The sequence below is a fragment of the Streptomyces sp. NPDC001832 genome (assembly GCF_040297265.1).
Lineage (GTDB): Bacteria > Actinomycetota > Actinomycetes > Streptomycetales > Streptomycetaceae > Streptomyces.
Genome location: NZ_JBEOYU010000016.1, coordinates 45288 through 58571, shown reverse-complemented (window position 1 = coordinate 58571; position 13284 = coordinate 45288). Strand labels below are relative to the sequence as shown.

15 protein-coding genes are annotated in these 13284 nt (G+C 68.1%); 12 read left to right on the top strand and 3 right to left on the bottom strand.

The window, feature by feature from the left end; translation table 11 throughout:
- Nucleotides 1-8: 8 nt before the first annotated feature.
- From ABT115_RS15665 to ABT115_RS15655, 3 genes are all read right to left on the bottom strand, one after another.
- A complete protein-coding gene (locus ABT115_RS15665; RefSeq protein ID WP_351789163.1) occupies nucleotides 9-1289 on the bottom strand; it encodes an NsdA family TPR-like regulatory protein in 1281 nt (426 codons plus the stop codon).
- A 317-nt stretch (nucleotides 1290-1606) separates the two neighbouring features.
- Nucleotides 1607-2302 carry a P-loop nucleotide/nucleoside kinase family protein gene (locus ABT115_RS15660; protein WP_351789160.1) on the bottom strand — a complete coding sequence of 232 codons (696 nt, stop codon included), beginning with the start codon at nucleotides 2300-2302 and terminating at the stop codon, nucleotides 1607-1609.
- Complete coding sequence (locus ABT115_RS15655) at nucleotides 2299-3054, bottom strand: GntR family transcriptional regulator (RefSeq protein ID WP_351789157.1); 756 nt, start codon at nucleotides 3052-3054, stop codon at nucleotides 2299-2301. Before ABT115_RS15655 ends, ABT115_RS15660 begins: the two co-directional genes overlap by 4 nt.
- A gap of 397 nt (nucleotides 3055-3451) precedes the next feature.
- Between ABT115_RS15655 and ABT115_RS15650 the strand changes: the two genes are divergently transcribed.
- The 12 genes from ABT115_RS15650 (at nucleotide 3452) to ABT115_RS15595 (ending at nucleotide 13177) form a co-directional block, all read left to right on the top strand.
- Entirely contained in the window at nucleotides 3452-4267 is an 816-nt protein-coding gene (locus ABT115_RS15650; protein WP_351789154.1) for a hypothetical protein, read from the top strand.
- Between the two features lie 128 nt (nucleotides 4268-4395).
- Nucleotides 4396-4854, top strand: a complete 459-nt coding sequence (locus ABT115_RS15645; RefSeq protein ID WP_351789151.1) for a WhiB family transcriptional regulator — start codon at nucleotides 4396-4398, stop codon at nucleotides 4852-4854.
- A gap of 181 nt (nucleotides 4855-5035) precedes the next feature.
- Nucleotides 5036-5512, top strand: a complete 477-nt coding sequence (locus ABT115_RS15640; protein WP_351789148.1) for a hypothetical protein — start codon at nucleotides 5036-5038, stop codon at nucleotides 5510-5512.
- 305 nt (nucleotides 5513-5817) lie between these two features.
- Nucleotides 5818-5988 carry a hypothetical protein gene (locus ABT115_RS15635; protein WP_351789145.1) on the top strand — a complete coding sequence of 57 codons (171 nt, stop codon included), beginning with the start codon at nucleotides 5818-5820 and terminating at the stop codon, nucleotides 5986-5988.
- Nucleotides 5989-6066: 78 nt separating this feature from the next.
- Nucleotides 6067-6846, top strand: a complete 780-nt coding sequence (locus ABT115_RS15630; protein ID WP_351789142.1) for a hypothetical protein — start codon at nucleotides 6067-6069, stop codon at nucleotides 6844-6846.
- Between the two features lie 61 nt (nucleotides 6847-6907).
- Nucleotides 6908-7084 (top strand): hypothetical protein, encoded by a 177-nt coding sequence (locus ABT115_RS15625; protein ID WP_351789139.1) that lies wholly within the window; start codon nucleotides 6908-6910, stop codon nucleotides 7082-7084.
- A gap of 74 nt (nucleotides 7085-7158) precedes the next feature.
- On the top strand, nucleotides 7159-7383 hold the full coding sequence (locus ABT115_RS15620; RefSeq protein ID WP_351789137.1) for a hypothetical protein: 225 nt from the start codon (nucleotides 7159-7161) through the stop codon (nucleotides 7381-7383).
- Nucleotides 7384-7416: 33 nt separating this feature from the next.
- Nucleotides 7417-8547, top strand: coding sequence for a hypothetical protein (locus ABT115_RS15615; protein ID WP_351789134.1), 1131 nt, complete (start codon nucleotides 7417-7419; stop codon nucleotides 8545-8547).
- Nucleotides 8548-8848: 301 nt separating this feature from the next.
- Nucleotides 8849-10474, top strand: a complete 1626-nt coding sequence (locus ABT115_RS15610; RefSeq protein ID WP_351789132.1) for an FtsK/SpoIIIE domain-containing protein — start codon at nucleotides 8849-8851, stop codon at nucleotides 10472-10474.
- 146 nt (nucleotides 10475-10620) lie between these two features.
- Nucleotides 10621-11625 carry a bifunctional lytic transglycosylase/C40 family peptidase gene (locus tag ABT115_RS15605; RefSeq protein WP_502969102.1) on the top strand — a complete coding sequence of 335 codons (1005 nt, stop codon included), beginning with the start codon at nucleotides 10621-10623 and terminating at the stop codon, nucleotides 11623-11625.
- A 3-nt stretch (nucleotides 11626-11628) separates the two neighbouring features.
- Nucleotides 11629-11904, top strand: a complete 276-nt coding sequence (locus ABT115_RS15600) for a hypothetical protein (RefSeq protein WP_351789127.1) — start codon at nucleotides 11629-11631, stop codon at nucleotides 11902-11904.
- Between the two features lie 4 nt (nucleotides 11905-11908).
- On the top strand, nucleotides 11909-13177 hold the full coding sequence (locus tag ABT115_RS15595) for an energy-coupling factor transporter transmembrane component T family protein (protein ID WP_351789124.1): 1269 nt from the start codon (nucleotides 11909-11911) through the stop codon (nucleotides 13175-13177).
- The last annotated feature ends 107 nt before the right edge of the window (nucleotides 13178-13284 follow it).

Sequence of the window (13284 nt, the reverse complement as noted above, 5' to 3'; positions counted from 1 at the left end):
GAGGGCTCCTAGCGGGGCAGCGACTTGAAATGGGTACGGGTGAACGCCTCGATCTGCTCCTGCAGGCTCGACGCGTCCTCGGCAAGCGGGGAGTCGCGCAGAGCGCGGTGCACGCGCTGGGTCGCGTTCACGATCCCGTTGATGCGCTGCTCGGGAGCGAGGTCGAGAACCGGCGCCACGGCCTCGGTGGCGCCCTCCAGTTCGCCCATCTGAATGCGCGTGATGGCGAGCGCGCTGTGCGCGCCCGCCTGGTCGCCGAAGGCCCACTCGGGAGAGCTGCTGTCCTCGTAGGCCGCGACGGCGCGGGTCGCGTAGTCGTTTGCGATGCTGCTCTGTGAGGGTAGCCAGGACAGGGCCTCGGCCGCGTAGTAGATCTGCCGGGTTCGGCTGAAGAGGCACAGGCCGCCGAGCTCGTCGACCTCGTCCTCCTGGACGAGGTCCCAGGCGCGCTCAGCGCGTTCGATGGCCGCTCGGGTCGCATTCGCGTTGCCGAGCGCCGCGTGGGCCCGGGCCTCGTTCATGGGCAGCCAGACGCTCGAGGTGTTGACCGCGGCGAACTCGGCGCCGGACTGGGCGTAGCGGACCGACTCCCTGGTCCGGCCGGCCCAGTACGAGACCAGCGACTGGATTCCGCGGATCCAGGACCGCAGCCCGTTGTGATCAGCCTGGTCCGCGCACACGAACGCGGTTCGAGCCTGAGTGAGCGCCGCATGCGGGTCCGCGAGGTCGTGACTGGCCTTCGCGAGCAGGCCGCCTGCTACCCCAGCGAGGAAGTACAGCTCCCGGGCCTGCGAGGGGCGGCGCTGCTGTTCCAGCAGCGTGTAGATGGTGTCCTGGGTCGTGATGAGGTCCGGCAGCAGCTCCGAAAGCGGTCGCTGTGGATAGTCCGTTGCCAGATTCTGGACGTCCGCGTGGACCTGTTCCATCACGTCGGTCGTGAGGTTGGTCTGACCTGCCGTGAAGGCGAAGCTCCGGGCTCGTTGTGCAGCCATCTCGATCAGCTCCCTGTCCGCAGTGGGCCTCCCTGTCGCCAGGATCAGCCCGGTGGGTTCGTCAACCGCCGGCATGGCGCCCGCCCAAGGGGCGAGGAGCTCTTCCAGCGGCATGCCGAACATGCTTTGCAGGACACGGCGCATGACTGGGGTGGTGCTGGCCCGCTCTCCGCTGGCCAGCCGGCGCAGGTGCCGGGTGCTCAGGGTGACGTTCTCCCCCAGCCTCGTAGCGAGCTGCCCGAAGTCCCCGACGATCTCGTCGTACGTGCGCGGCTGCTGCCGCAGCAGGTACTCCAATCTCGTCCGCGGATCTCCTTGACTGGCGCTGCCGGCCACCGGTCCTCCCCAGAGTCACGAAATCGTGCTCTGCGTTCTCAGTGTCAGTCGCGAGCGACACCAAGTCAGCAGAGCAAGGGCTCTGGTCCGGTAGCGGTCCGCTTCATGTCCGGAACCGGTCCTGGACCGGTCCGCCGCCGGACCTCGTGTGGTCATGCTCCCTCATCCCACCCTGGTGATCACCTAGTTCGCACGTCCGATCGAAGGAAGGTGGGACCGTGATTCAGTCGAAGATGCCGCAACTCGGTCATTCAAGCGGCAGATCGTCGTATGTCAGTTCAACGCGGTCGGCGGGTGCAATGGAGTGCGGCCAGCACGCTCTCCGGGTGACCGTCGTACACGATGTGCGGCTCATCATCGGCCGGCGGGCAGAAGCGGCCGGCGTGCCTGAGCAAGTCCTCCTCGCTGAACTCGATGCTGTTCGCATCGACCAGCGATTGCTCGTTGCGCTTCTGGATCCGGTCCCAGCGCACCTCATGCGGCACAGGCAAGTAGATGAGAACGGGCTCGCCGCCAGCCTCCATCACAGTCGCTGCCCATTGAACCCGCTCTTCCGGAGTCCAAAAGCCGTGGTCGACCACAGTGTCGTGCCCGGCCGCCAGGAGTTCCTGAAGCTCAAGGGCGATGTCCTTGAGTACAGGCGCCTCCCGGACCCTGAACTGCCCGCGGGGAAAGTCCCTGCCGTAGTGGCCGTAACGGCGGAACATCTCCTCATCAGGGCACAGGCGCCGGAACCCGGCCTCCTCCAGGGCGTGGGCGAGGGTTGTCTTGCCAGAGCCCTGGAGACCGGACATGAGAATCGCGCGAGGCGCGGGGCCCAGTCGGCCGGACAAAGCGGCGGCGATACGCGTGATCTCGAATCGTCCTTCCAACGTGAGGGTGTCGGTGTGCTTGGCTCGAAGGAGCTGGCTGAGGCGGGCTTCGAGGCAAGAGACGAGCGTGTCGTCCAGTACGGCAGCGTCGTATGTGGTCACCGCTGCACCTCTGTCGTCGTGCGGCGGGTGCGGCCCGGGGCGCCCAAGTCCACGCCGTACTCAAGAAGTTCGTCGTCGCCATCCAGGAAGCGTGCGGTCAGCACAAGGATCGCCGCGACGGTGTCGGCCTCCAGCTCCAGGAGTTTGAGGTCGTGGTCGGTTGCGATGCGAGCCGTCTCCTCATCCACGCGCTTTACGACGTGCCGCCCCGTAGCCCGAGCGATCAAGTCGAGCGACAACCCGCCCTTGAGTCGCTCGCTGCACGCCAACTCGGGTACGGCCTGGGCGAATTCGGCCGGGATCCACGAGGTTGAGTGGGAGACGACGCCATGGCCGTCCCGGTAGACACGGCTGCGGCGAATCACGTCGTCACCAGGCGAAATGCCCAGCACGTGAGCGACGTCTTCGGGAGCCTCGACTATGCCGGCGGTGTGGCCGGACGACTTCTCACCGACGCCCCACGACGACTGCGTCTTGCTGCTGCGGTCGTGGCGCTCCGCCCCGGAGGACAGCGAGATGGGGCGTGCCATCACCTCGGTGCCGACGCCCGGGATGCCCTGCACGAGCTTCTCTTCGCGCAGCAGACGCATGGCCCGGTCGGCGGTAGCTGTACTGACCCTCCACTCGGTCGCCAGCATCTTGATGCTGGGCAGGAGATCGCCCGGCGAGAGCTCCCCAGAGCTGATCATGTCGCGGTAGTGGCCCGCGATGCGCGCGTACGGCGGCCGATTGTCGGTTCGGGGCCCTGCCATGTGTCTTCGCCTCCTTCGAATTACCTCTGGGTGCCTCACTATACCGCTTGACACCTGAGGTTACCTGATGCAACCTGATGTAAGTGGGGCGTCGGTGATCCTCCGGGAGCACCGAGTGAGCACCACTGCAAGACCGTCGGAGCCGGAACTTCGGCCCCTCAGCACCACCGCAAGACCGCAGTAGTCGTCCCCCTTCGGGGTGGCCGGGGTAGTCCTCATCACTGAGGGCGCGAGAGCACCATCAAACTCCCCCGGAGCCTGACGGCCGCGACGACTGTGTGCACGTCGCAGCGCTGTGCGCTGTCTGTCCTACGGGACGCCGGCCTTGTGCCGTGCGGCCCGGAGGGCGGAGAGAGCATCGCGACCCGCGCCCCGCCACTCCCCGTGAGGAGTTCAGATGTCTGCTTCAACCCTTGCCCGCCCCCGCCTGAGCCGGACCCGCTCCCGCACCGTCAACTCCCGCCCGGCGCTCGTCATCTCCACCCTCAAGCCCCACCAGTACGACCTGCGCCCCGCCTGCGCCTCGCTGATCTGCCCCGACTGCAAGACCTGGGTACCGATCACCGGCATCCAGACCCGCAAGCCCAAGATCGTGCCGCACGACACCGGCCGCGCGGGCAAGGACCCGGCCGCCCGGTGCCACCAGGGCAGCAACCGCCTGGTCACGGTCAACATCACGATCAGGCAGTGGCAGGAGCGCCTGGAGGACGGCCACGCGGAGACCGGCCACCGCCGCTCCGACCGGCAGCACTACAAGCCGCTCCCGGCCCCGGCCGCGCCGGTCTCCCGGATCAAGGCGGAGGCCACGCTGGAGACCACCCGCCAGTCCTACCTCGCCCACCGCCAGGGCTGCACGCGGTGCGTCGGCGGCAAGCACCGCCAGCACTGCCAGGACGGCGTGACCTTGGCCCGCCGCTACGTCCTCGCCCTCCAGGAGGAGCCCGCCCGCCGAGAGGCCCGAGAGCAGCTGGGGCGCCAGGAGCGGCGCACCGAGCGGAAGCTGACGGCGCCGGCCGTCCGCAAGGCGCAGTGGGCTGAGCGCGGCGGCAAGGAGGTGGAGGCGATGAACAACCAGTGCCGGAACCGGCCGACGGGCATGGTCTCCCAGTTCCGCGGTCCGCAGGTCCCGGTGGCGCCGAAGGACGCGGAGGCGCACGACCGGCGGCAGGCGGAGCTGGGCAGGCAGTACATGCGGCGGACCCCGGCCGCCTGATCCAAGCCGCCTCCCTTCCCCTTTCTCCAGATCTGAACCAGCCCTCACAGCGTGATGAGCCCCCAGGCGCCCCTGGCCTGGGGGCTCATCAAGCTGCCCGCTCACCAGCCCACCACGGAAGGACAGTTATGACGCTCAACAGGATTTCGCCCGAGGCCGCCCGTCTCGCTCGCCGCCCCGTGCTCCAGGCCGCCGTCACTGCCAGCGCCCGCTGCGGCGACCGGGAGCAGTACCGCGACCTGCTCGACCGCAACCGCAGCGCCCCGCCCGCGATGTGGGCGGCGCAGCAGGCGGCCGCCCAGAAACTCTGCGCAGGATGCCCTGTTCGTCCGGCCTGCGAAGAAATCGCGCTGCGCGACGGGACAGGCAACCGTGCGAGCGATGACCTGGTCCGCGGCGGCCGTCGCGGTCAGGAGCTGGCCATCGACCGCGAGATCCGCCAGCCCGGCCGCCTCGCCGCCGCGGTCGCGGCCGACTGGCAGCAGCTCCTGGAGCTCGCCGTCGCGGCCCGCGACGCGGCCGGTGCCGCCAGCACCGACGACGTCGCCTGCGTACGCAATGACCACAGCATGCCGGTCGCGGCCTGACCCTGCCCTGTTCTGCACGTCGTCCCCAGCCCGCGCATCAACGGGCTGGTGTCGGCGTGGGGTACAGGACCCCACCGCGCGCCGCCCCAGAAAGAGGGCGAGCCCCCGACACGGCGCTAGAGACGCCATATGTGCCGGGGGCCAGCACGGACCACACAAGCTCAAGGGAGAGCTGATCCGCATGAGCATTATGACGCGTGCGACCCTCACGCCCATCCAGGCCGGTAGCACGGGCACCTGCCCGAAGTGCTCCGGCACCTTCGAGACCTGCCGGTGCACCGGCGTCGCTCTCGCACCGCGCGCAGGGGCCGCGGACGAGGTCGGCCGCGAGATCGGCCGCGAGGACGACCGCAGCGGACACAACGGCAGCGGCTACGAGCGTGACGAGACCGACACCTCCTTCCACCACCTCGTCCGCCACCTGGTGACCGACGGCGACGACCGGGCCCAGACCGCCGGCCGCCGGGCCCGCCGCACACTCGCCGAGATGGCCCCCGGGTACGTGCGCCAGCCCGTGCTCGTCCTGCACCGGCCGGTGACGGCCAATGACGCCTGCCCGCTGTGCCACAGGTGGAACTGCGACCCCAGCAACTGCCCGCCCAGCTTCGCGCCCGCCTCGCCGTCCGCGGCCCCTGCCCGGACGGCGGTGACCGCGTGACCAGCTCCCGGCTCACAGACGAAGAGCGCAAGGACCTCTCCAAGAAGGTCAAGGAAGTCAACAAGCGCAGCGAGAGCCGCCCGCGGTGACAACTGCGGTGATACGCGCCGCTCGTGCCGCGCAGCATCGCGCGGCACGAGCGGTAACCCGATACGGCCTGGCCCACCCTGTCGCCCTCGCGCTGCTCGCGGTCGCCGCCACGGCTGCCGCCCAGGCCTGGGACACCGGCCACCGCGTTGCCGACACCCATCTTGCTCCCGCTCGAAAGGCTCCACCCCTCATGCCCAACCATCAGGCAGGCCCGCGTGGCTGACGACCTGTACACCCGCTACCAGCAGGCGCGCGACACCTGGCGCACCCACAGCAGCAGCTGCGAGCCCTGCAGGGCAGGGCAGCAGCACTGCCCCGCCGGAGCCCCGCTGTACCGGCGACTCGCTGTCCTCCAAGACGCCTACCTACGCCGCCTCCGCTCGTGAGGAGAAAGACGATGACGGCCGCCCACACCACGGGCGACCTGCATTGCCGTACCGAATCCGTCGATACAGGAGGACCACATGACACACACCACCATCCCGCTGAAGCACCCGCTGGACGACACCGGCCTCTCGAATCAGCAGGCACCGGCCCAGCCGACGCCCCCGCAGACCCCGGTCATCGCGGACATCAGCCGGTACAACCACCCGCTCTTCCTGCGGCGCGAGCCCGGCCGCCACGCGGGCGCCACCTACTACTTCGCGGCCTTCACCGGCAGCGAGCCCGAGCCGCAGGCACCGCGCGCCGCGTACAACTACAAGGTGCTGACCTGGGAGCAGATCTGCGAGCTTGGCAGGCAGTACGAGGCAGCCCAGATCCTGTGGTCGAAGGCGCGGCTACGCCGCCAAGCCACCCCGGTGCTGCGCAAGGCGGCGCCCCTGTGGGAGGCGTGGACGGCCGCAAAGACGGAGCTGGAGCGCGTCTACACCGGGTTCCGGCAGACCGAGGACGGCCGCTGGCGCGCGCAGCTGCTGCGCCTGACCGACGCGGAGACCACGGCGGAAGCCGCGGCCGGCGCGTGGGATGAGATCGCCCGGCAGCTCGCACAGTTGGCCGCCGCCCAGATCAACGCCGCCGGATACGACGACGAACTGCGCCTGACGACCGTGGCCAAGGATCTTGGCCTAGACGCCTCCGACTGGCACATCGAACACATCGACGCCTACACCGACCGGTTCTGGGGCGAGCCCACCCCGCTGCTCGAGCGGCTGGCGCAGCAGGTCAATGCGCAGCGCGAACGACTTGTGGAGGTTGCCCGCCTGGCCGGTGACCCCGAGAACCCGCAGCATCAGCTGGTCTGACGGTATCCACCGCCTGACCTCCCGCCGTACGGGCGCGTCGGGCAACTCGCCGCCTCACCCCATGGCACTACCCAGGACCGGCTGCCCGCGCGACGGGCGGCCGGTCTTCCGTACGCCCCGGCCCGGGAAGACCCGAGGTCACCCTCACAGCCCGGAAGGAGGAGCCATGAGGTTTGTCTACCTGCTCGGCATGGCCGGTCCGCTGGTCGTACTGGCCGTGCTGCTGATCGCCCGCTGAACCCGCGTTGTTGGTGCCGCCCCAACAGGGCGCCACCCTGACCCCGCACCACATCCAGGAAGGACACCGGCCTGATGCTCAAGACCATTCGCTCCAGCCGACGCCACGCGCGCCTGATGCGCGCCGCTGACTCGCTGATCTTCGGAAAGGACACCGAGGCGCTCACTGCCGGCGACCTGATAGCCCTCGCCTTCGGCCGGTTCCAGCTCCGCATCGACGAAGCCGAAGCCGTCGACTACCTCAACGCCGGGCTCGTCCGCCGCGGGCACGCCCAGCGCCTGGCCGCTCCGAATGCCTGACCACCGACACACCAAACCGAGAAGGAGCAACTGGTGAAGAACAACAATGACCAGGGCCGGGTTGGGAGGGTTACCCAGCGCGGGATCGTGATCACGGTCCTGGGGGCGGTCACGTTGGCCGTGGCCATGCTGAGCGTGGCCGTTTCCTACAACATCCTGGAGCCCCGCTTCGGCGGATGGGCTGTGCCGACCGTCGGCGCGCTGGACGCTCTGTGGGTGGTCTTCCAGGCCACGGAGATCCTGGCGGGGAACAACCGGCGCCGGGCCGGGCGGGTGCAGTACGCCGGGCTGGCGCTCACGGCCGTCAACGCGGCCATCCCGACCGCCGACCTGATCATGACCCAGTCCGAGCCGGGCTTCGACCTGGCCGTCATCCTCACGCCGATCGCCATCGTCGCGACCAAACTCGCGTGGTGGATCGCCCTCCCGGCGCTCGGACGACGGGTGTCTCCCAGGACACGGGAGGCCCTGGACTCCAAGCGGCAGACGGTAGCGGACAAGCTGGAGGAGATGGAGGCGGAGGCCGCGCACCGCATCGAGCTGCTGGAGCTGGCCACCACCTTGGAGAAGAAGGTGGCCAAGGCCGAGACCGCCTACCGCAAGGGCGTCCTCAAGGCGCAGCAGACCATGACCGAGGAGCTGCACGGCCAGGCCGAGACCACCGAGAACACGGTCGCCGAGAAGCCCCTGCCGGCGTCCGTAGCGGCGATCCGCCTGCCGGAGCTCGGGCAGTGGTCGGCGGCCGCTCCGGCACTGCCCGGCACACCCGGCAGTGACCGGCACGGCCTCGGCACGCAGGTCAACGCGCTGCCGACCGGATCCGGCACACCCAGCGGCACACCAGGTGTGCCGCCGTCCGGCACACCGGCACACACGACCGGCACACCTACCGTCACACTCGCCGACCTCGCGGCCGTGTCGGGTGTGCCGGTCCCCGAACCTGGCCAGCCGCTGACTGATGAGCAGCTGAACGTGGTCCTGCGGCACCTGCGCTACGCGGACGACCCGCCCAAGTCCTACCGGCAGGCCCGCGACGCGTTCCGCCGCGCCGGCTTCGTCGGCAGCGAGCAGCGGGTGCGTATCGCATTCGGTGCCCTGCTGACCCAGGAGGACGGCGGCGAGACCTTCGAGGACGAGGAGGAGTCCGAGGACACGAGCGTCTGACCAAAGTCCGGCACCACCAGTGAGGGCCAGCCCGCATCCGTGCGGGCTGGCCCTCGCTGCGACTGCCGGAAGAAACGCAGTCGACCCGGAGCAGACCCGGTGAGTGGCCCGGTGAGCGACCTCGTGTCGCAGACCCGGCGGAGCAGACCCGCGGCGAGCACCACCATCAGCACACGATCCGGTGAGCGAGAGCGATACATCGCAGACCCGGAAAGAACCGCGAAAACCCGAACGTAAATGTCAGAACCGCGAGTTACGCTCGCCAGTTCACCTCTCAGGTGACATGAAAACGGGGTGGGATATGGGGAAGAAACACCAAAACAAGCACAACAACCACGATGACTCCTATGGGCAGTTGGCTGGCGCGATTGGTGGCCTGGTCATCGTCTTCGGCGTCCTGGCCGCCATCAAGGACAAGTTGGGCCTGTCGTGGCCGGCCACCGTGCTCCTCACCGCAGGGGCATTGGTCCTGCTCGGCTATCTGGCCTGGCGGCTCCGCACGGCCGTCGCTCGCCTGCTGGCAGGCGACACCAACATTGCTGTGGCCCTGAAGCAGGAGGCGCCCGACAAGGCCTCAGACGAGGCCCCAGAGGGCGCCGAGGCTGCCCCGATCCACCCGGGCCTGACCACGGCTCTGAGCCGGGCCGGGGCCATCGGCAAGGACCAGGTCATCCTCGCGGGTGACGTCAGGACCGAGCAGTTGCCGGTGGGGACCGTCTACGACTTCTTGGTTCCCGAGGGCCGTACGCATGAGGATGTCGCCAAGAAGCTGGGGCCCGTCGCGTCGATGTTCGGCGTGACCCGCCTGCATCTCAAGCTGGAGACGAGCCGGAAAACCGAGCGCCGTGTCCGCTTGTTGGTGCTGGACGAACCTCCGTTCAGCAGCTCGTTCCCCGCGCCGACCCGCCAGGAGATCCAGACATTCGCGGGAGTTCCGCTCGGTCATGAGGTCACTGGCAAGCTCGCCGGGGTGGCGACGTTCGACAAGGCGTCGCTGCTGATTGGCGGCATGACCCAGATGGGCAAAACCACGCTGGTCAACGGGCTTATCACGTGCCTGCTGATCGCGTACCGCGAGTTCGATCTGTATCTGCTCGACGGGAAACTCTGCGGGCTGACAAAGTTCGAAAGGCTCGCTGTCCGCTATGAGGCGTCCGATGATCCGGCCGTTCTGGAGAGCCTTCTCGATGAGCTGCTTGTCCGTGTGGACAGCCGGTATACGGAGTTGCAGAACGCCATCCGGTCCCGGCAGCCTGCACCGGATTTCAAGCCGGTGTTCTTCATCATCGACGAGGCAGCCGACTTCTACACCCACAACGGCACCAACGAATCGAAAGACTTGGTGCGCCGTGTAGAGGACAAGTCGCGGTCCCTGGTCGCGAAGTCTCTGGAATCCGGGATTTCCACGGTGATGCTGACCCAGCGCCCGGCAAACGACGCAATTCCGGTGAAGGTACGCGACCAATTCCTCTACCGGATGTGCCTGTACGTGGCGTCGGAGGGCAGTGCAAAAGTCGCCCTCGGAGACTCGTACTTCGACACAGTGGCCCCGATCCACCCGGCACTCCTCGACGCGACCATCAAAGGCCAGGGCGTCCTATTCGCCAATGGGACATCCACCCTGATTCGCGGCTTCAACTTCCCGGACGAATTCATCTGGGAGACGGTCGATGAAGTGTTTGCGCGACGGGAAAAGGCAATCCCTGAATCCCCGCTCAAGCAGGCCATCAGCCTGATGCGGGACAACGGGGTGGACTTCATGCCCACCCCCGATCTTGCCGCGTCTCTCGGAATCACGGAAACCGACCCAACAGAACGCGGAAAGTGCTTGAAGGCGCTTCTCGGCGTTCCGGCGGACAAGGGCCCGAAGGGCGTACGCGGGTATCGGCTGGCCGACCTCACGGCAGCCGCTATGTCCGGTTCGTGACCGCCACCCGGCACAGCCGGACCACCGCCCAGCCACCGCCACCCCACCGCCACCCAGCTCATCGGGTGGCGGTGCGGTGGCGGTGCTCCGGCGGTCACCGGTGGCGGTGCTGACCAGCAAAAACACTCAAAACTCCAGGAAGGGAGGTGGGGCCGTTGCGTGCCGCTACAGCCGTCACCATCGGCGTGGGTGCCACCGCGGCCGTGCTCGTGGCCGGCCTCGTCCAGGCCGCCAACCAGGACCCCGTCATAGGGCAGGCGCTCAGCCTGTCCGTGCCCGCCAAATACAGGGGCCTGATCGAGGAGGCGGGAAAGACCTGCTCCGAGGTCAGCCCGAACCTGCTGGCCGCGCTCCTCACCCAGGAATCCGGCTTCAATCCGAAAGCGTCCTCACCGGTCGGAGCGCAGGGCATCGCACAGTTCATGCCTTCCACGTGGGAAACCAACGGAATCGACGGAAACGGCGACGGACGGCGCGACGTGTGGGATCCCGAGGACGCGATCCCCTCAGCAGCCAAATACCTGTGCGATATCGGACAGGAAGTCAAAGACGTTCCCGGTAACAAGCAGAACAACATGCTTGCCGCCTACAACGCCGGAAGCCCCGCCGTCAAAAAATACGGGGGCGTCCCTCCCTACCAGGAGACCCAGACCTACGTCCGGTCTATCAGCGCACTCGCTGACACTCCGTCCGGCGGGAAAATGAGCACCACCGACCAGGTCACCGCCGTCATCAACGCGGCGAGCGACGAACTCGGAACCCCGTACTCATGGGGCGGAGGCAATGCAAGCGGCCCCAGTACCGGATCCTGCTGCTCACCCAATGGGAGTTCCGGAGAAAGTATCAAGGGTTTCGACTGCTCCGGGCTCACGCTCTATGCCTACGCGAAGGCCGGAATCGCCCTGCCTCGCACGGCAGCACAGCAATACGCCGCCTCAGAACCGGTGAAGCCCGGACAGAAACGCCCCGGGGATCTCATCTTCTACGGGAGCAGCCCCGCAGGTATTCACCACGTCGCAATCTACGTCGGGAGCGGCTACATGATCGAGGCCCCCCGGCCCGGCACCGCAGTCCGCTTTTCCCCCATCGACTCACTGCCCGACCTGTACGCCGTCGCACGCCCCGCACCTCACGCGAACAAGGAGATCTGACCCATGAGCAAGCTCGTTTTCCTCGCCAAGCCCATCGACATGTCCGGCGGCTTCAAGGACTTCTTCGACACGATCGGCCTCACCGGCGCTGGGCTGGTCACCAAAGGCATCGCCGCAGTGATCGCCATCATCGCGATTCGCATGCTGCTCCAGCTGTCCAACGACCCCAAGGGCGCCCTGCAAAAGGGATCGATGGCGCTCGGCACGCTGTTCGTCGCCGTCATCCTCGCGCTCTACGGCGACGCCCTGTTCTCGACCGTCACCAACGCCAAGAGCTGATGTCATGCCGGACACCAACTACTGCGAAAAGCTCGACGGTCCGGCACGGGGGTACTGCGAAGGGGAAGGCATCGATCCCCCCGGCAGCGGTGGCGGGGGCGGGGGCGGGGGCGGCATCACCGACGGCGCCTCCGACCACGTCAAAGACCTCGCCGACGGCCTGATCAATACGCTCAAGGGGCTGCTCGCCTCCAAGAAGGCGTGGGCGCCGGAGACCAGCGAAAACTGGGTGTACCAGCAGTTCCTCTGGCTCGGGCAGCACCTGGCCATCGCCATTTTGATCTGCGTGATCGTCGTGTGCGCCCTGACCGCATGGCAGGGCGCACCCCGCCTCAAGCAGATGGGCGCTTCCACGGGATGGACGCTGGTCGCCGTCGCCGGCATGGCGTCCGTCCCGGGGGTGGTGATGGTGTTGAACCAGGCCGTGAGCTCCGCGTTCACGGCCGCGTTCGACAGCGACCAGTCGACCCTCCTCAAAACCATCAGCGAGGACCTGGATCACGGGGCGGATGCGAATCCCGTGGGGATCCTGATCATCATCTCCGCACTGGTCGTCGCGCTGGCGTTCGCGACGCTGGTGTTCATGACCCGCCAGCTCGGAATCCTCGCGTTCGTGCTCATGGCACCCCTGGTCCTGGCGTCCTTGGCTCGCGGGGGCGACACGTCCGCAGTCCGCGCGTGGGCGATGCGCCTGCTGGGGCTGATGTTCGCCCCATTCGCCCTGCTGCTGGTCAGCCCGTTCGTCCGGATGGTCAGCGGCTCGCTCGCGATGGACGCCGTGCTCCTGGTCGCGGCGGACGCCCTGATGCTCCGGATGATTTTCCACGGAATCCCGTACTTCGGACCCAAGATCGCAGGAGCCGCACGCAGCTTCGTGGAGAACCGGACAACCAACCCGCTCGCGCGGGCAGTCGTCCGGGCCGGGGCCCCGGACTTCTACGAGCAGGAAAACAACCCACGGATGCCCCGCACCGTGGACACCCCCAGCCGCGCCGCGCACCAGGACCGCGGTGTCCTCTTCGCCGCCTACGGGCTTAAGCAGAAGCAGCGGTCCTCACGGCTGACCACCCAGTCCGCCATCGACAAGACCCAGCGGGAGGCGCCGCGCAACCAGCAGCTCATCGACGCCCGCAGAGCGGCGCGGGCTGCTGCCGCACAAACCAACACCCCCGGTCCCCGGACACCAGGACCGGCACATAGGCCCGACCCGGCCAGGCAGGCTTCGGCAGCTCCGGCGCCGGGGCCGGCCCCGGTCCGGCCGCCCAATCCGTAAAGAGCCAGCAGCCCCTGGCCCCGGCGTACGACCTCCCGCCCGACACGGCGCGGAGCGTACGCCGGGGCCAGGGCCCTACCTGGCCCAGACTTCAAGGAAGAGGAACC